Source organism: Pseudomonas emilianonis, assembly GCF_023072625.1.
Taxonomy (GTDB): Bacteria; Pseudomonadota; Gammaproteobacteria; order Pseudomonadales; family Pseudomonadaceae; genus Aquipseudomonas; species Aquipseudomonas paraveronii.
Window position 1 is genome coordinate 15668 of the sequence record NZ_JAKNRV010000022.1, and the last position, 16014, is coordinate 31681.

Here is a 16014-nt window from a genome sequence, read left to right on the forward strand (position 1 = left end):
CATGCCATCAGACGGCCTACGGCATGCGGACGCTTACGAAGAGAATCTCTTATCGCGCCGGCAATGCGCCCTGAAGGACGTTTTCACGCGCACGCAGCTAAGGAGCGCAACTAAAAAGTTGCTCCCGCATAAGCGTGCCTTTCTTGACTCAGCAACGTGTGCTGCGCTTACCCTCAAGCCGTCGTGTTGATCACCGATCCGGAGCTTTGGCCACCTTCAGCGGTTACGGCCTGCAGCAAAGCAGAGGTCGCTGTCTGCAACGCAGCCGAAGTGGCAGCAATCTGCGATTGCGCCGATGCTGCAGAAGCGGCTTTGGCTTCAGCACTTTGGTTGCTGGACTGTACCTTCTGCAAAGCTTGCTGCTGCTGTTGAAGTTGCTTCTGTAGCTTCTGAATTTGTTTCTTCAGCTCTTTTACGGTATCGGATTGCTGGGTGCCCGAGGCAGACTGCCCACCGGCGCCCGCTGTGGTTTTAGCGTTCGCTTAGGAGCTAGCGGCCGTGCTGCTTGAAGCGGCAGGCTTGGTGCTATCGTCGCTGATGCTAGCCGCTTGTGCCATGGGTACCGAGGATGAGCTGTTAATATTAACAATCATGTTACACACCCGATCATAGTGTATGAGATACAGGTATATCGGCCCCTCCGCTGATTACTTGAATGTGGCGTTTTGTTGTCCTGGCGCTAACCCATCTTCATGTTCCTGCAGTTGGGCCATAGTGTGCCGATGCGGCCTTAGGTGGACGTCCCTGCCACAAGAACGTCGCACCTATTCCACGTTTGTTTCACCCGATCAGGTTCACCGTCAAGAGCAGCGATAAACGTTTCCTGAAAGGGTTACGTTGGTTTGCTCCAATCGCTTGTCCGAACCGGTTTGGCCCGCTCGCTCAGTGAGCAGATAAACCCGATTGCCCCCCATCGCTGCAGCTTTATTTTTCAGATCATTACGGGCTCCGGTCTCCAGGTTCGCGTTCCCAGTGATGCTACCGAGCAGAAAGTCGCCCTGACTGCCCGTAACATCTCCCAAGAACTGGCACTCGGCACCAGGTTCGTTATGAGTGACGCGCACGGTATTGGCGGCGGGCCCCACTATCGCCGTAGGTGCGCAACCTATCAGTCCAAGCAACACAGTGGACAAACTGACACTAATGAGGATGCGAGGGAGATGCATGGACATGGTTCCTGTCTTACCAAAATGACGTTGCCCTTTTGGATAACCTGCTAGGGCTTTAAGCCTGTGCAGTATCAAGTTTTGCTGGAACAGGAACTGTATTAATAAGTAATTTTTGCTTGTGAATCTGTAAACAATGGTTGTACGAACGAAGGCACCATTCCCACCCTCACGGCGCCCTCCCCCCAAATAAGCGAAGCGTGCGGATGTTTGCTCGGACGGTGCTTGAAACGCCGTTGATTTTCCCGCCGTCGACGCATTCGGAGTACGCGAGTCAGACGGCCGACCTACGCAGCAATGGATTCCAACACCAAAAGCGTTGAACATCCGTCGTCAACCGCCATACAACTGTCGTCACACCTATGCGACAATATGCATTATGTCTGGCATGAACCCCGCCTTCATTTCCCAGCAGCTCGGCCATAGTGCGCAGATGCTGCTCTCGACTTATGCGCGTTGGATCAACTCAAGCTCGGACTGGAGCGAATTGGAAGCGCTCCAGATTGGTCCCAAATTGGTCCCAGCTCAAATAAGCGCACCCTAAGCTATTGATAGGTAAAGTAATTGATCTCCACAGCTAACATCACCATGCAGTTCGGCGCCAAGCCGCTCTTCGAGAATGTCTCGGTCAAATTCGGCGCCGGTAACCGTTATGGTTTGATCGGTGCCAACGGTTGCGGCAAGTCGACCTTCATGAAAATCCTCGGTGGCGACCTTGAGCCGTCCGGTGGACAGGTCATGCTGGAGCCGAATGTGCGCCTGGGTAAACTGCGCCAGGACCAGTTCGCCTACGAAGAATTCACCGTGCTCGACACCGTGATCATGGGCCACGAAGAGCTGTGGAGGGTCAAGGCCGAGCGCGATCGCATCTACTCGCTGCCGGAAATGAGCGAAGAAGATGGCATGGCCGTGGCCGAGCTGGAAACCGAGTTCGCCGAGATGGACGGCTACACCGCCGAATCCCGCGCCGGTGAACTGCTGCTGGGCCTGGGTATTCCCCTGGAGCAGCACTTCGGCCCGATGAGCGAAGTCTCCCCAGGCTGGAAACTGCGCGTGTTGCTGGCCCAGGCGCTGTTCTCCGACCCTGAAGTGCTGTTGCTCGACGAACCGACCAACCACCTGGACATCAACACCATCCGCTGGCTGGAAAACATCCTGACCCAGCGCTCCAGCCTGATGATCATCATCTCTCACGACCGTCACTTCCTGAACAGCGTGTGTACCCACATGGCTGACCTGGACTACGGCGAGCTGCGCCTGTTCCCGGGCAACTACGACGAGTACATGACCGTGGCGACCCAGTCCCGCGAGCAACTGCTGTCGGACAACGCCAAGAAAAAGGCGCAGATATCCGAACTGCAATCCTTCGTCAGCCGCTTCTCGGCCAACGCCTCGAAAGCCAAGCAGGCCACTTCCCGTGCCAAGGCGATCGACAAGATCCAACTGGCCGAGGTCAAGCCTTCGAGCCGTGTGAGCCCGTTCATCCGTTTCGAACAAACCAAAAAGCTGCACCGCCAAGCGGTCATCATCGATCGCATGGCCAAAGGCTTCGACGGCAAGCCGCTGTTCAAGGACTTCAGCTTTCAGGTTGAAGCCGGCGAGCGCGTGGCGATCATCGGCCCGAACGGTATCGGCAAGACCACCCTGCTGCGCACCCTGGTCAACGAACTGACGCCGGATGCCGGTAGCATCAAGTGGACCGACGCGGCCGAGCTGGGCTACTACGCCCAGGACCACGCCCACGACTTCGAAAACGACATGAGCCTGTTCGACTGGATGGGCCAGTGGACGCAGGGCGAGCAAGTGATCCGCGGCACCCTGGGCCGCATGCTGTTTTCCAACGACGATATCCTCAAGTCGGTCAAGGTCATCTCCGGTGGTGAGCAAGGTCGCATGCTCTTCGGCAAGCTGATCCTGCAAAAGCCGAACGTACTGATCATGGACGAACCGACCAACCACTTGGACATGGAATCCATCGAAGCGCTGAACCTGGCGCTGGAAAACTACCCAGGCACGCTGATCTTCGTCAGCCACGACCGTGAATTCGTATCGTCCCTGGCCACCCGCATCATCGAGTTGAGCGCCAGCGGCGTGATCGACTTCAGCGGCACCTATGACGATTACCTGCGCACCCAAGGCGTGGTGTTTTAAGCACAGCGATTAGCTGTTAGCGCCAAGCGACAAGAAAAAGCCCCGTCCACTGTGATGGGGCTTTTTGTATCTGTACGGGTCAGCCGGTTTAATACTTAGCCTGCTTCCTTTTCTCCCAAGCCCTTGCGATGATGCCCTCACCGCCCTCCCGCGAACGAGTGCTCATGTCTGCCGCCGCCCCCAGCTCAGTGTCGATCACCCTGCAGATCGTCTCCATCGTCTTCTATAGCTTCATCGCCTTTCTCTGCATCGGCCTACCGATCGCGGTGATCCCGGGCTATGTGCATGAGCAACTGGGCTTCAGTGCGGTGGTGGCCGGGATGACCATCGGCTCGCAATACCTGGCCACCCTGCTCAGTCGCCCCATGGCCGGGCGCATGTCCGATACCGTGGGCACCAAACGCGCGATCCTGCTGGGCCTGGCCGGCATCCTGGTCAGTGGCATATTGACGTTGCTTGCGACACTGCTGCAAAGCCTGCCGCTGTTGAGCCTGGGCATCCTGATCGTCGGTCGTTTGTTGCTCGGCGTGGCCCAGGGCCTGATTGGCGTAGGCACCATCAGTTGGTGCATGGGCCAGGTCGGCGCCGAGCACACGGCGCGCTCGATTTCCTGGAACGGCATCGCGTCCTACGGCGCCATCGCGATTGGTGCGCCGCTGGGGGTGGTGATGGTCGCCGAATATGGCTACAGCAGCCTCGGTATCGCCCTGTCGGTGTTAGCGGCGTTGGGCCTGGTGCTGATCCGCAATAAACCATCGGTGCCGGTGGTGCGCGGCGAGCGCTTGCCGTTCTGGGCGGTATTCGGCCGTATCGCACCGTTTGGCGCCAGCCTGTGCCTGGCGTCCATCGGCTACGGCACCCTGACCACCTTTATCACCCTGTACTACCTCAATCGCGGCTGGAAAGGCGCAGCCTATTGCCTGACGGTATTTGGCGTGTGCTTTATCGTTTCGCGCCTGGTGTTTATCTCAGCCATCAGCCGCTTTGGTGGCTTCAGGGCGGCGATTGCCTGCATGGTCATCGAGACCCTGGGCCTGACGCTGTTGTGGCTCGCGCCGTCTACCGGCGTGGCGTTGGTCGGTGCAGGGCTGACGGGTTTTGGTTTGTCCCTGGTGTACCCGGCGCTGGGCGTGGAAGCGATCAAGCAAGTGCCCAGCAGCAGCCGTGGCGCGGGGTTGAGTGCATACGCCGTGTTTTTCGACCTGGCCCTGGCGATTGCCGGGCCATTGATGGGCGCGGTGGCGTTGAACCTCGGCTACGGCTGGATCTTCTTCTGCGCGGCGCTGCTGTCGCTCACTGCGTTGGGCGTGACCTTGCTGCTCAAGCGTCGCGCTTACTGATCCGCCGTTTGCAAGCCGGCACGGGTGGACCGCCCGAGGGTCTGAGTGAAAAAGCGCCCGGCTTCGGAGCTCAGATCGCGGTGAATGCCTTCGCGGTCGACGCCATCGGCATCGGTGCAGATCGCCGGCATCAGCGCCAGTTGAGCGCTGTCGCAGGGCGCCATGAACACGAAATGCCCGGCCCCGGCCAGCAGTTTGAAGTCCGGCGGCTCGGGCAGCTTGCGCGCCAAAGCGGCGGCGTTCTTGTCCACAGCCACCAGCTTGTCGCCATCACCGCTATAGAGCAGCACCGGCACGTGGACGTCGGCCAGGGTGTGGCGGCCGAACATCAAGCTCAGCGGCGCCATCAACATCAACGCGTGAATGCGTGGATCGGCTTGTGGCTGCAGGTCATCACGGTCCACCACCAGCTCGCCTTTGGTGGTGCAGGCGTCGCGATCTTCCGGACGTTCCTGGCAATAGCGGCGCAGGCGCGCGAAATCGGGCTTGGCACCCGCCAGGATCAACGCGGTTTCGCCACCGGCCGAATAGCCGATGACGCCTACCTGGTCGACGTTGACGAACGGTGACAGCATCGGGTCGCCCAGTGTCGCAGTGATCGCTTCGGAAATCTGGATCGGCCGCCCATACAAGTTGCTCACCGTGCCCAGGCGGCTGTGATCCTTGTAGTTGTCGCCGGGATGCAGCACCGCCACCACCACAAAACCCTTGCGCGCCAAGGAGGTCGCCAGGTCATGCAGGGCCAGCGGCGTACCCGTGTTGCCATGGGACAGCATCAGCATCGGGAAACGGCCGATAGCGATCTTCGAATCTTCCGTCGCCGCCACATGATACCCACCCACCTGGGTGGTGTGCTCAGGGTCGGTAGACGGATAGAACGCGACGGCCTTCATCGGCTGCAGATCCAGCGGGTCGAGAAAACTCATGCGGTGAAAGCCCACACTCCAATGCGGGTGCGGCGCAGGGGCGGCATGCACTGAAACCAGGCTACCGAGCAGGGAAAGAACCAAAACAGCACAAAGACGCATCATGAGGATGTCCACCTTTGCTGCGCGATAACCGGCATGTCTATTTAAGATGTCCATGGTTCTGGGTACTCGCACCGAGTGATAAACCCATGCGTGCATAACCTGGGCCAAAGTAAAGACAGCGGGCCAACGAAAAAACTCCGTACTCCGGTCGCGTTCAGGCGAGCAGAATACAGAGTTTAGGCGCCCGGCTTCAGATTGAAACCGAGCAACAGCGAAATTTACACAAGCCTTACGCGGCGGCGAACAATTGTTCGTTGATGACAACGTTGGCGTCGCTCAGGGACTTGCTACGGAACTCATCGCCATACGCCAGGCCGTGGGCGCGGACGAATTCGATGTCGGTGATACCGAGGAAGCCCAGCATCACTTTCAAGTATTCCTCGTGGGCCACGCCCGTTGCCTGGCCAACATGCAGGCCACCGGAAGTGGAGACGATGATGACTTTCTTGTTGCCACAAAGGCCTTCCGGCCCGGCTTCGGTGTAGCGGAAGGTCTGGCCGGCCACGGCAATGCGGTCGATCCAGGCTTTGAGCTGGGACGGGATGGTGAAGTTGTACATCGGCGCGGCCAGGACCACGGCGTCGGCGGCGAGGAATTCAGCCAGGGTCGACGCGCTGAGGTCGGCTTCGCGCTGCTGCGCGGCGTCGCGCAATTCGGCTGGCGTGCCCAATGCAGCCAAGGTTGCGCCAGAGAAGTGGTTGATGCCTTCGTTGGCCAGGTCACGGTAAGTCACTTCCACACCCGGCTCGGCCGCTTGCCAGGCCTTGACCACGCCGACACTGATCTGGCGCGAAGCCGAGTTGTCGCCGAGGATGCTGGAATCGATATGCAACAGTTTCATGGGGAAGCTCCAAATAGGATCAGTGCTGCGGATTAGATGGTGTTAATCCTACGCATGAAACCAATAGCCGATAAGGTAGTTGAAATGCGATAGTTCGTCCTACTGACAGGACAATAGGCCGACCATGCAAGACCTCAATGACCTCTACTATTTCGCCAAAGTCGTGGAAGCCGGCGGCTTCGCGGCGGCCGGTCGCCTGCTGGGGATTCCCAAATCGCGGCTGTCGCGGCGCATTGCCGAGCTGGAAGCACGCCTTGGCGCGCGCCTGCTGCAACGCACCACCCGGCAACTGACCCTGACCGCCGTCGGCGAGCGTTATCTGCGCCATTGCCAGGCGATGCTGCTGGAAGCGGAAATGGCCGATGAGGCCGTCGCCAGCATGTCCAGCGAACCCCGTGGGCGGCTGCGGGTGAGCTGCCCGGTGGGCTTGGCCCAGAACATCCTGCCGGAGCTAGTCGCCGGTTTTCTCGCTGCCCACCCCCTGGTCCAGATGGAAATGACCCTGGTCAACCGTCGGGTCGACTTGGTGGCCGAGGGCATTGACGTGGCGTTGCGTGTGCGCGAACTCGGCGACGAAGACCCTCTGCTGGTCACCAAGCGCCTGCGCCAGGCCCAGACGGTGCTGGTCGCCAGCCCGGACCTCACGCGTGGCCGACAGATCGATAGTCTCGACGACCTCAAGCAATTGCCGGTGCTTGGCGCCTTGGAAGCCGACCGCATGGTCCACCTGCGCCTGCTCGATCCCCAAGGCAACGCCGAAGACCTGGTGATGGAAGCCCGCCTGGGCACCGATGATTTCATCGTGCGCAAAGCCAGCGCACTCAAGGGCCTGGGCTTTACCATGCTGCCGATGATGTACTGCGAAGAAGAGCTGGCCAGCGGCCAACTGGTGCAACTGCTGCCGCAATGGTCGCTGCCGGGGGGCTGGTTGCAGGCCGTGTACCCACATCGCCGTGGCGTGCTACCGGCGATTCGCGCGTGGATCGATTATCTGGAAGAAGGCTTTAATAGCTGTGGAGACCGCCTGTTATGAACATGACCGAAGAACAAGTCGCGCACTTCTGCCTGGGCCTGCCCGGCGCGCGGGAGGACTACAAATGGGGTGGCGTGCGGGTGTTTTCGATTGCCGGCAACAAGATGTTCGCCGTGCAGAATCTACGAGGCGACTCGTTGGCGTTCAAGGTCGACAAGGAACTGTTCCTGGGCCATGTGGACCGGCCGGGCATCCACCCGGCGCCGTACCTGGCACGCGCGCAGTGGATCATCATGAACACGCCCTACCCGTTGGGCACCGAGGAATTGCGTGGCCTGTTACAGCGCTCCCACCAGTTGGTGGTGAGCAAGTTGCCCAAGCGCACGCAGATCGGGTTGTTGCTAGAAGACTGACCACAGCGTGCCGCTGAGGAACAACTGGTCGAGCCAAAACACCTGGTGCAACAGCACGATCACCCAGAACAGCACCTGATAAGACACCTTGCGCGTCTTGTGCCGGAACACCTGCTGGGCAATCAGCGCCCCCGGCCAACCGCCCGCCAGCTCGACGGCGTGCAGGATGTTTTCCGGGATGCGCCGAGCATCGGTGCGCGCCTTGCGCTTGTCGCTCCAGTACAGCAAAAACGCGATCACGCTGACCACGCCATAGGCCACCAGCGGCATCACGGTCTCGCCGCGATGCCACACCAATACCGAGCCCACTAACGGCGCCGCGCATAACAGCGCAAAGATCAGCGACTTCAGGCGCGGGTGCTGAATCATCATGCCTTGGCCGCAGCCCAGTCGATCCAGCCGAACTGCCAGGTCGCCAGGATCAGCAAGCCGAATGCAATCCGATACCAGGCAAATGCCGCATAGCTATGGCTGGCGATGAACTTGAGCAGGCCCTTGACCGCAATCATCGCGAAGATGAACGAGGTAACAAACCCGAGGGCGAACACTGGCAGATCCGCCGGCTGGAACAGGTCGCGGTACTTATAGCCCGAGTACACCGCCGCACCGACCATGGTCGGCATGGCCAGGAAGAACGAAAACTCGGTGGCGGTCTTGCGCGACAGGCCGAACAGCAGGCCGCCGATGATGGTCGAGCCCGAGCGCGAGGTGCCCGGAATCATCGCCAGGCACTGGGCAAAGCCAACCTTGAGCGCGTCCTTCCAGGTGATCTCATCGACAGTTTCGGCATGCACTTCATGCTGGCGACGCTCCGCCCACAACATCACGATGCCGCCCAACACTAATGCAGTGGCGACGGTGATCGGGTTGAACAGATAGTGGTGAATCAGGTCGGCGAAAATCACCCCCAGCACCACGGCCGGCAGGAACGCAATCAGCAGGTTGACGGTAAAGCGCTGCGCATTGCGCTGAGTCGGCAAGCCGGTGACCACGTCGAGGATCTTGCGCCGAAACTCCCAGACCACCGCCAAAATCGCGCCGAGCTGAATGATGATATTGAACGCCATGGCGCGTTCGCCGCCAAAGTCGAGCAAGTCGGCGACGATAATCTGGTGGCCGGTACTGGAGATCGGCAGGAACTCAGTCAGCCCTTCTACCACGCCGAGTATCAACGCCTGTGCGGCGGTCCACAAATCCATACTTCCCCCAAAGGTCTTGCTCTACGGCAAGCCTCGTTAGTCTTTTTAATGGTTCACTGACGATGAGCACACTAAAGGCCCGGCGTTGATATTCAACGCCGGTCTGCAAAAATTCCGTGAAAAATCAGGCAGTACTCAGGTTTTTCGATTTCAGGCCGAAAGCCTATCAGACAAGGCGTAAAAGTCGATGCAACGCCGAGAATTATAAAAAGCACGGAGTGACAGGACGATGAACAGTTTGCGCAATATGTCGATCAGCCGCCGTCTTTGGTTGATCCTGGTAGTCGCCGTGCTGATGCTGTTAACCCTGGGTTTGCTGATGCTCAAGCAGATCCATGGCGACCTCTATCAAGCCAAGCGCCTGCAGACCCAGCACGTCGTAGAGACCGCCAGTGGAATCCTGACGTTTTATCACAGCCTCGAAACCAGCGGCGCCATGACCCGTGAAGCGGCACAGAAACAAGCGCTGAGCGCGGTGCGCGGCCTGCGCTATAACCGTAATGAGTATTTCTGGATCAACGACCTGACGCCGGTGATGATCATGCACCCGGCCAACCCCAAGCTCGATGGTCAGAACCTCTCGTCGATTCGCGACCCGAACGGCTTTGCGATATTCAACGAGTTCGTGAGCCTGGCCAAGGCCAAGGGTGCCGGCAACATCAATTACAGCTGGCCGAAGCCGGGGGCTGAAGCACCGGTGAAAAAAACCTCGTATATCCAGCTGTTCGAGCCATGGGGCTGGATCATCGGCTCCGGCGTGTATGTGGATGACGTGCAAGCCGAATTCAACGTGCAAGTGTGGAAAGCCTCGGGTATCGGCCTGGGCATCGCCGTGGTCATGGCCCTGCTGGTCTCGTTGATTGTGCGCAGCATCGTGCGCCCGCTGCAGGCGGCCGTAAACGCCATGGCCAATATAGCCAGCGGCGAGAGCGACCTGACTCGCAGCCTCGACACCCATGGCCGCGACGAAGTCACCCAACTGTCCCAGCACTTCAACAACTTCACCGCCAAGCTGCGCCAGGTCGTCGGCCAGTTGCAGATGTGCGCCAATGCGCTGGGCCAGTCGTCCACGGAGATGGGCAATAACGCCAGCCAGGCCCATGACCGCAGCCAGCAACAATCGCAGCAGATGGAACTGGTGGCCACCGCGATCAATGAAGTCACCTACGGCGTGCAGGACGTGGCCAAGAACGCCGAGCACGCCGCCAGCGAAATGCGCGATGCCCAGGCCCAGGCCGAGCAGGGCCAGGTCAACATCGACGGCAGCTTGCAGCAGATCGACCAACTGTCCACCACCATCAGCCAGGCCGTGGAGGTGATTCGCACCCTGTCGAGCGAAAGCACGCAGATCGGTGGCGTACTCGAAGTGATCCGCTCCATTGCCGACCAGACCAACCTGCTCGCCCTCAACGCCGCCATCGAGGCCGCGCGCGCCGGTGAGCAAGGGCGCGGGTTTGCGGTGGTGGCAGACGAAGTCCGGCTGCTGGCCCAACGCACGCAGAAATCCACCGCTGAAATCCAGGCCATGATCGAGCGCCTGCAAGGTCACTCGGAAGCGGCGGTCAAGGTCATCAGCGACAGCCACAGCGCTTCGCAACTGACCATCGAACAGGCCGGCCAGGCCGGTGCCAGCCTCACCGCCATCGGCCAGGCCCTGCGCAACCTCAATGGCCTGAATGCCTCGATCGCCAGCGCGACCCTGCAACAGGCCCACGTGGTCGAGGACATCAACCAGAACGTGACCCAGGCCGCCGGGTTGTCCCACAGCACCGCGGTGGCGGCGGAGCAGTCCAGCGTGGCCAGCGCGCACTTGCGCGGGTTGAGCGAGCAACTCGACGGCCTGCTGCGTCAGTTCAAGATCTGACGCGGCTCAACATGTGGGAGGGGGCTTGCCCCCGATAGCGGTGGGTCAGCTGCAAATATGCTGACTGATACACCGTTATCGGGGGCAAGCCCCCTCCCACATTTGCCTTCCTGCGTTTTGAAGATTGGTTACAATCCCCGCCCTCTCCCTCTCTCCCAAGGAACCGCCATGTCCGGGCTTGAACTGTTCGCCGCCGCGCTGGGGGTGATCGCTGTCTGGCTGACGGTCAAACAAAACCCCTGGTGCTGGCCCATCGGCCTGGTCATGGTGTTGCTTTACACCTGGGTGTTCTACGACGTGAAACTCTATTCCGACATGCTGTTGCAAGTGGTCTATGCCGCCCTGCAAGTCTACGGCTGGTGGCAGTGGACCCGACGCGCCGGGGACATCAAGCCAGGTCGCCAAGTCACCAGCCTGGGCTGGCCCGCGATCATGAACAGCCTGGCTATCGGCGCAGTCGGCAGCCTGCTGCTCGGCGCCGCCATGGCCCACTGGACCGACGCGGCCCAACCCTGGCTCGACGCCGCCCTCACCGGCTTCAGCCTGGTGGCGCAGATGTGGATGGCGCAAAAGCGCGTGCAGTGCTGGCCATTGTGGATTGCCGTGGATGTGATTTTCGTCGGGCTGTTCCTCTACAAAGGCCTCTACCTCACCGCCGCACTCTACGCGCTGTTCACCCTGATCGCCGTGCAAGGCTGGCGTGAATGGCGCGCTGACCCGGCGTTGCGCGCATGAAGGTGGTGGTATTGGCCGGCCCCGAATCCAGCGGCAAAAGCTGGCTGGCCGCGCAGTTGCAAGCGCACTTTGGCGGGCTGATGGTGGGCGAATACGTGCGGCACTTCATCGACCACCATCAGCGTGACACCACGCTGGCCGATATCCCGGCCATCGCCCGTGGTCAACTGGCCTGGGAAGATGCCGCCCGCGCCGAGCGCCCTGCGCTGCTGATCCTCGACACGCACCTGCTGACCAACAAACTCTGGAGCCAGACCCTGTTCGGCGACTACCCGACGTGGCTTGACGATGAACTGCTGGCCCGCCACTACGACTTGCACCTGCTGCTGTCCCCCGAAGACGTGGAATGGACGGCCGACGGCCAGCGTTGCCAACCGGAATTGGCGGATCGTCGGGCGTTTTTCCAGGGCAGCCAGGATTGGATGCAGCAGCATCAACAGGCTGTGGTAGTGATCAGGGGAAATTGGGAAGAGCGCCGCGTCAAAGCCTTCGCGGCGGTCAAACAAATACTGTAGGAGCGAGCTTGCTCGCTCCTACAGTAGATTGCAGCTTTTAGTAGCCCAGCGACAGGCCGGTATTGCGACGCGGGTCATTCGCCCCGTAGAAACGGTTGTTGCCAACCGGCTTGCCACCCAATGACGGTGCGCCCACCAGGATCGCCGCCAAGTGGTTGGCATCCTGTGGCCCGGCGAACTTGTGGCCCCAGCTTTCGAGGATCTTCTGGGTATCCGGGCTGACCGCGAAGGTCTCGAGGTTGGTGGTGTCCGGCATCCACTGCTGGTGGAAGCGCGGCGCGTCGACGGCCTCCTGGATGTTCATCTTGTAGTCGATGACGTTGAGAATGGTCAGCAAGGTCGCCGTAATAATGCGACTGCCGCCCGGCGTACCGACCACCATCACCGCCTTGCCATCCTTGGTCACGATAGTCGGGCTCATCGACGACAGCGGGGCTTTGCCCGGTGCGATGGCGTTGGCTTCACCCTGGACCAGCCCGTACATGTTCGGCACGCCGACCTTAACGGTGAAGTCGTCCATTTCATCGTTGAGGATCACCCCGGTTTTGCTCGCCATCACCCCGGCACCGAACCAGTCGTTGAGGGTGTAGGTCACCGAGACCGCGTTGCCCCACTTGTCGACGATGGAATAGTGGGTGGTGTTGTTGCCTTCATGGGGGGCTACACCCGGCTTGATCGCCTGGGAGTCGCCGGCCTTGTTCGGTTCGATCGCGTCACGCAGTTTCGTTGCGTAGTTTTTGTCCAGCAGGTGTTCGATCGGATTCTTGACGAAGTCCGGATCGCCGAGGTAGCTGTTGCGGTCCACATACGCGTGGCGCATGGCTTCGATCTGGTAGTGCAGGCCCTGGGCCGAGTGGTAGCCCAGGTCGGCCATCGGGTAGCCTTCGAGGATGTTCATGATCTGGCAGATCACCACGCCACCGGAGCTCGGCGGCGGTGCCGAGACCACGTGGTAGCCACGGTAGTCGCACTCGATGGGCGCCAGTTCGCGGGTCTTGTATTTGTCGAGGTCGGCCTGGGTGATGATGCCTTTGCCGGCCTGGCTGGAATCCACCAGTGCCTTGGCAACCCAACCTTTATAGAAACCGTCGCTGCCCTTGGCCGAGATTTCCTTGAGGGTCTTGGCCAGGTCTTTCTGCACCAGCTTCTGGCCGACCTGCAGCGGCTGGCCGTTGTGCAGGAAAATAGCACGCAGGTCCTTGTCTTTTTCGAACTCGCCGGTGGCGGTGTGCAGCAGGTCGATATCGCCCTGCTCCAGCGCAAAGCCGTTTTCCGCCAGCTTGATCGCCGGGGCAATCACCTGGGCGCGCTTGAGAGTGCCGTATTTGCTCAGGGCCAGCTCCATGCCGGACACGGTACCGGGGACGCCGACGGACAAGTGGCCCTTGGCGCTCAGGCCTTCGACGACGTTGCCAGCCTTGTCCAGGTACATGTCGGCGGTGGCCGCCAGCGGGGCTTTTTCGCGGAAGTCGAGGAAGGTCTTGCGCCCGTCGGCCAGTTGTACGGTCATGAAACCGCCGCCGCCCAGGTTACCCGCCGCCGGGTACACCACCGCCAACGCATAGCCCACGGCCACGGCGGCATCCACCGCGTTGCCGCCGGCCTTGAGTACATCCACACCGACATGCGTGGCCAGATGCTGGGCCGTTACCACCATGCCATTTTCACCGGCCACCGGGGCCTGGGAGGCGGCTTGCACACCGCTGACCGTCAACACCAGGGCAGTGGCAATCAAAGTACGGCTGAAGGGTTGGTATTTCATCCTTGGCTACTCGGGCTATTGAGATGCCCCAAAATAGCCCGACTCAGATGCAATCCCCAGCGCAATGACGTTTTTAGACAGAACCTGTCGGTCACGGAACGATTCAGCGCTGGCCTAGGCGAGCAATAACGCTAGAATCAGCGCCATTCTTCGCCTGACTCCCTGACACGAGCCTCCCCATGAGTTTTGATTTCGACACGATCCACCCACGCCTCGGCACCGGCAGTACCAAGTGGAACCGTTATCCGCAAGACGTGTTGCCGATGTGGATCGCCGACATGGACATCGCCGCGCCACCCGCCGTGCTTCAGGCCCTGCACCAACGCCTCGACCAGCAGATTCTCGGCTACAGCGTGGCCGGCCCGGACGTGCGCGAGGCCATCGTCGCCGACCTGTGGGCCAAGTACGCCTGGCGCGTGCAGCCGGACGAGTTGCTGTTCCTGCCGGGCGTAGAACCCGGTTTCAACATGGCGCTGCATGCCTTTGTACAGCCCGGCCAAGCGGTGGTGCTGCAAACCCCCAACTATCGCCCGATTCGCCTGGCGCCCGGAAACTGGAACCTGCCGCGCATCGAAGTGCCGTTCGAGCTGATCAACGCTGAGTACATCACGCCAATGCCGCTGCTGCGCCAGGCGCTGACAGGTGCCGGCGCATTGTTGCTGAGCAACCCGCATAACCCGATGGGCAAAGTCTTCCCCCGCGAAGAACTGCTGGCCGTGGCCAACGCCTGCCTGGAACAGGGCGCGCTGATCATCAGCGATGAAATCCACGCCGAGTTGTGCTTCGACGGTCGTCGCCATATCCCCACCGCCAGCCTCAGCCCGGAAATCGCGCAGCGCACCATCACCCTGATGTCCGCGAGCAAGGCCTACAACGTAGCTGGCTTGAAGACCTGTTTTGCCGTGGTGCAAAACGCCGAAGTGCGCGAGCGCTTCAACCAGGCGCGCTGCGGCATGGTCGATAGCGTCAGCCCCCTGGGCCTGGAAGCCACCCGCGCGGCCTACAGCCAGTGCAGCGAATGGCTCGAGGCGTTGGTGCAGTACCTGCAAGCCAACCGCGACTACCTGCTCGACGCGGTAAAAAGCCGCCTGCCCGGCGTGGTCATGCACGCGCCCCAAGGCACCTTTCTGGCGTGGCTGGATTGCAGCGACCTGGGCCTGGACGACCCGCAGCAGTTCTTCCTTGAACAGGCCAAGGTCGGTTTGAGCGCGGGAATTGAATTCGGCGATGACAGCCAGCAGTTCGTGCGCCTGAACTTCGGCTGCCCGCGGGCGTTGCTGGAAGAGGGTCTGCAGCGTATGGAACGTGCGCTGCGCCAGCGCTAGGGTGCGGCCTCGGCAGAATGCATGTGGGAGCGGCGCTCCCACATCAGGTCGGTGTCACAGTTTGGCGATCGAGACTTCGGTGGACTTCACAAAGGCAATCACTTCACTGCCGACTTTCAATTCCAGATCACGCACCGAACGGGTGGTGATCACCGAGGTGACGATGCCGGACGCGGTTTGCACGTCGATTTCGGACACCACTTCCCCCAGCAGAATTTCTTTGATCACGCCCTTGAACTGGTTGCGCACGTTGATCGCTTTAATGGTCATGTCGGCTTTCCTTCTGGCTGTTGGGTCAATCCGCACGAATGCGCAGGCACTCAAAATGCGCCGCCCCAACAGACATTAAAAGGAATATATAAGAATTTATTTAGACGATACAGACATATACAAGCGCTGGCCTTGCCGATCCTGGAAGGTGTGGTACGTACATCCGATCTAGGCCGGCGCTTTATCCAACGTCACCCAATACCGCGTCCGCGCCTGCACTTCGAGCCCCAGGCTCGAAGCCAGCAGCTTGAGGATGCGGTCGGTGTCATCCAGGCGAAAACTGCCCGTCACCCGCAACGTCTCCAGGTTCGGCGCCCAGCGCAACACGCCTGGACGATAGCGCGCCAGCTCGCGCAGAAAACCCCCCAGCGCCTGGTTCTGTGCGGTCAGCACGCCGTCGCGCCAGCCCAGTTGCAGCACATCGAACGG

Annotated in this window: 15 protein-coding genes and 2 pseudogenes; 9 read left to right on the top strand and 8 right to left on the bottom strand. The window is 60.6% G+C overall.

Annotated features, from left to right (window positions below):
* Nucleotides 1–800: 800 nt before the first annotated feature.
* Nucleotides 801–1172 carry a DUF4156 domain-containing protein gene (locus L9Z73_RS04855; RefSeq protein ID WP_345894154.1) on the bottom strand — a complete coding sequence of 124 codons (372 nt, stop codon included), beginning with the start codon at nucleotides 1170–1172 and terminating at the stop codon, nucleotides 801–803.
* Between the two features lie 215 nt (nucleotides 1173–1387).
* Between L9Z73_RS04855 and L9Z73_RS04860 the strand changes: the two are divergent.
* The 3 genes and pseudogenes from L9Z73_RS04860 to L9Z73_RS04870 all read left to right on the top strand — a co-directional run.
* A pseudogene (locus L9Z73_RS04860) lies at nucleotides 1388–1710 on the top strand (site-specific integrase); the annotation flags it as partial.
* A 20-nt stretch (nucleotides 1711–1730) separates the two neighbouring features.
* Nucleotides 1731–3317, top strand: coding sequence for an ABC-F family ATPase (locus L9Z73_RS04865; protein ID WP_247396919.1), 1587 nt, complete (start codon nucleotides 1731–1733; stop codon nucleotides 3315–3317).
* 164 nt (nucleotides 3318–3481) lie between these two features.
* The gene (locus tag L9Z73_RS04870; protein ID WP_247396920.1) at nucleotides 3482–4657 is read left to right on the top strand and encodes an MFS transporter; all 1176 of its coding nucleotides are present in this window, start codon (nucleotides 3482–3484) and stop codon (nucleotides 4655–4657) included.
* Here L9Z73_RS04870 and L9Z73_RS04875 read toward each other — a convergent pair.
* Nucleotides 4651–5688 carry an alpha/beta hydrolase family protein gene (locus L9Z73_RS04875; RefSeq protein WP_247396922.1) on the bottom strand — a complete coding sequence of 346 codons (1038 nt, stop codon included), beginning with the start codon at nucleotides 5686–5688 and terminating at the stop codon, nucleotides 4651–4653. The genes L9Z73_RS04870 and L9Z73_RS04875 overlap by 7 nt on opposite strands.
* Nucleotides 5689–5917: 229 nt before the next feature.
* A complete protein-coding gene (locus L9Z73_RS04880; RefSeq protein ID WP_247396925.1) occupies nucleotides 5918–6529 on the bottom strand; it encodes an FMN-dependent NADH-azoreductase in 612 nt (203 codons plus the stop codon).
* Between the two features lie 124 nt (nucleotides 6530–6653).
* On the opposite strand from L9Z73_RS04880, the gene L9Z73_RS04885 reads away from it, so the two are divergent.
* Both L9Z73_RS04885 and L9Z73_RS04890 read left to right on the top strand, forming a co-directional pair.
* Complete coding sequence (locus tag L9Z73_RS04885) at nucleotides 6654–7562, top strand: LysR substrate-binding domain-containing protein (RefSeq protein WP_247396928.1); 909 nt, start codon at nucleotides 6654–6656, stop codon at nucleotides 7560–7562.
* Entirely contained in the window at nucleotides 7559–7915 is a 357-nt protein-coding gene (locus tag L9Z73_RS04890) for an MmcQ/YjbR family DNA-binding protein (RefSeq protein WP_247396932.1), read from the top strand. The genes L9Z73_RS04885 and L9Z73_RS04890 overlap by 4 nt, the downstream gene beginning before the upstream one ends.
* On the opposite strand, the gene L9Z73_RS04895 is transcribed toward L9Z73_RS04890, so the two are convergent.
* Both L9Z73_RS04895 and L9Z73_RS04900 read right to left on the bottom strand, forming a co-directional pair.
* Nucleotides 7904–8287: a DUF1294 domain-containing protein gene (locus L9Z73_RS04895; RefSeq protein ID WP_247396935.1), complete on the bottom strand. Its 384-nt coding sequence runs from the start codon at nucleotides 8285–8287 to the stop codon at nucleotides 7904–7906. The genes L9Z73_RS04890 and L9Z73_RS04895 overlap by 12 nt on opposite strands.
* On the bottom strand, nucleotides 8284–9114 hold the full coding sequence (locus tag L9Z73_RS04900) for an undecaprenyl-diphosphate phosphatase (protein ID WP_247396937.1): 831 nt from the start codon (nucleotides 9112–9114) through the stop codon (nucleotides 8284–8286). Before L9Z73_RS04900 ends, L9Z73_RS04895 begins: the two co-directional genes overlap by 4 nt.
* A 229-nt stretch (nucleotides 9115–9343) precedes the next feature.
* Between L9Z73_RS04900 and L9Z73_RS04905 the strand changes: the two genes are divergently transcribed.
* The 3 genes from L9Z73_RS04905 to L9Z73_RS04915 all read left to right on the top strand — a co-directional run bounded on the left by L9Z73_RS04905 (nucleotide 9344) and on the right by L9Z73_RS04915 (nucleotide 12228).
* Nucleotides 9344–10978: a methyl-accepting chemotaxis protein gene (locus tag L9Z73_RS04905; RefSeq protein WP_247396939.1), complete on the top strand. Its 1635-nt coding sequence runs from the start codon at nucleotides 9344–9346 to the stop codon at nucleotides 10976–10978.
* A gap of 168 nt (nucleotides 10979–11146) precedes the next feature.
* On the top strand, nucleotides 11147–11713 hold the full coding sequence (pnuC, locus tag L9Z73_RS04910; RefSeq protein WP_247396941.1) for a nicotinamide riboside transporter PnuC: 567 nt from the start codon (nucleotides 11147–11149) through the stop codon (nucleotides 11711–11713).
* The gene (locus L9Z73_RS04915; RefSeq protein WP_247396943.1) at nucleotides 11710–12228 is read left to right on the top strand and encodes an AAA family ATPase; all 519 of its coding nucleotides are present in this window, start codon (nucleotides 11710–11712) and stop codon (nucleotides 12226–12228) included. Before pnuC ends, L9Z73_RS04915 begins: the two co-directional genes overlap by 4 nt.
* Before the next feature lie 37 nt (nucleotides 12229–12265).
* Here the strand turns inward: L9Z73_RS04915 and ggt are convergent, their stop codons facing one another.
* Nucleotides 12266–13990, bottom strand: a complete 1725-nt coding sequence (gene ggt / locus L9Z73_RS04920; protein WP_247396945.1) for a gamma-glutamyltransferase — start codon at nucleotides 13988–13990, stop codon at nucleotides 12266–12268.
* Between the two features lie 179 nt (nucleotides 13991–14169).
* Between ggt and L9Z73_RS04925 the strand changes: the two genes are divergently transcribed.
* The gene (locus tag L9Z73_RS04925; RefSeq protein ID WP_247396947.1) at nucleotides 14170–15315 is read left to right on the top strand and encodes a MalY/PatB family protein; all 1146 of its coding nucleotides are present in this window, start codon (nucleotides 14170–14172) and stop codon (nucleotides 15313–15315) included.
* A 54-nt stretch (nucleotides 15316–15369) separates the two neighbouring features.
* Here L9Z73_RS04925 and L9Z73_RS04930 read toward each other — a convergent pair whose 3' ends face one another.
* Entirely contained in the window at nucleotides 15370–15585 is a 216-nt protein-coding gene (locus L9Z73_RS04930) for a TOBE domain-containing protein (protein ID WP_003173733.1), read from the bottom strand.
* A gap of 168 nt (nucleotides 15586–15753) precedes the next feature.
* Nucleotides 15754–16014: pseudogene (locus tag L9Z73_RS04935) on the bottom strand (sugar ABC transporter substrate-binding protein); the annotation flags it as partial.

Excerpts from the sequence above, each read along its gene's own strand:
- pnuC (WP_247396941.1), top strand. The coding sequence starts at position 11,147 with ATGTCCGGGCTTGAACTGTTCGCCGCCGCGCTGGGGGTGATCGCTGTC.
- L9Z73_RS04885 (WP_247396928.1), top strand. The coding sequence starts at position 6,654 with ATGCAAGACCTCAATGACCTCTACTATTTCGCCAAAGTCGTGGAAGCC.
- L9Z73_RS04900 (WP_247396937.1), bottom strand. The coding sequence starts at position 9,114 with ATGGATTTGTGGACCGCCGCACAGGCGTTGATACTCGGCGTGGTAGAA.
- L9Z73_RS04880 (WP_247396925.1), bottom strand. The coding sequence starts at position 6,529 with ATGAAACTGTTGCATATCGATTCCAGCATCCTCGGCGACAACTCGGCT.
- ggt (WP_247396945.1), bottom strand. The coding sequence starts at position 13,990 with ATGAAATACCAACCCTTCAGCCGTACTTTGATTGCCACTGCCCTGGTG.
- L9Z73_RS04870 (WP_247396920.1), top strand. The coding sequence starts at position 3,482 with ATGTCTGCCGCCGCCCCCAGCTCAGTGTCGATCACCCTGCAGATCGTC.
- L9Z73_RS04855 (WP_345894154.1), bottom strand. The coding sequence starts at position 1,172 with ATGTCCATGCATCTCCCTCGCATCCTCATTAGTGTCAGTTTGTCCACT.
- L9Z73_RS04890 (WP_247396932.1), top strand. The coding sequence starts at position 7,559 with ATGAACATGACCGAAGAACAAGTCGCGCACTTCTGCCTGGGCCTGCCC.
- L9Z73_RS04930 (WP_003173733.1), bottom strand. The coding sequence starts at position 15,585 with ATGACCATTAAAGCGATCAACGTGCGCAACCAGTTCAAGGGCGTGATC.
- L9Z73_RS04915 (WP_247396943.1), top strand. The coding sequence starts at position 11,710 with ATGAAGGTGGTGGTATTGGCCGGCCCCGAATCCAGCGGCAAAAGCTGG.
- L9Z73_RS04895 (WP_247396935.1), bottom strand. The coding sequence starts at position 8,287 with ATGATGATTCAGCACCCGCGCCTGAAGTCGCTGATCTTTGCGCTGTTA.
- L9Z73_RS04925 (WP_247396947.1), top strand. The coding sequence starts at position 14,170 with ATGAGTTTTGATTTCGACACGATCCACCCACGCCTCGGCACCGGCAGT.
- L9Z73_RS04875 (WP_247396922.1), bottom strand. The coding sequence starts at position 5,688 with ATGATGCGTCTTTGTGCTGTTTTGGTTCTTTCCCTGCTCGGTAGCCTG.
- L9Z73_RS04905 (WP_247396939.1), top strand. The coding sequence starts at position 9,344 with ATGAACAGTTTGCGCAATATGTCGATCAGCCGCCGTCTTTGGTTGATC.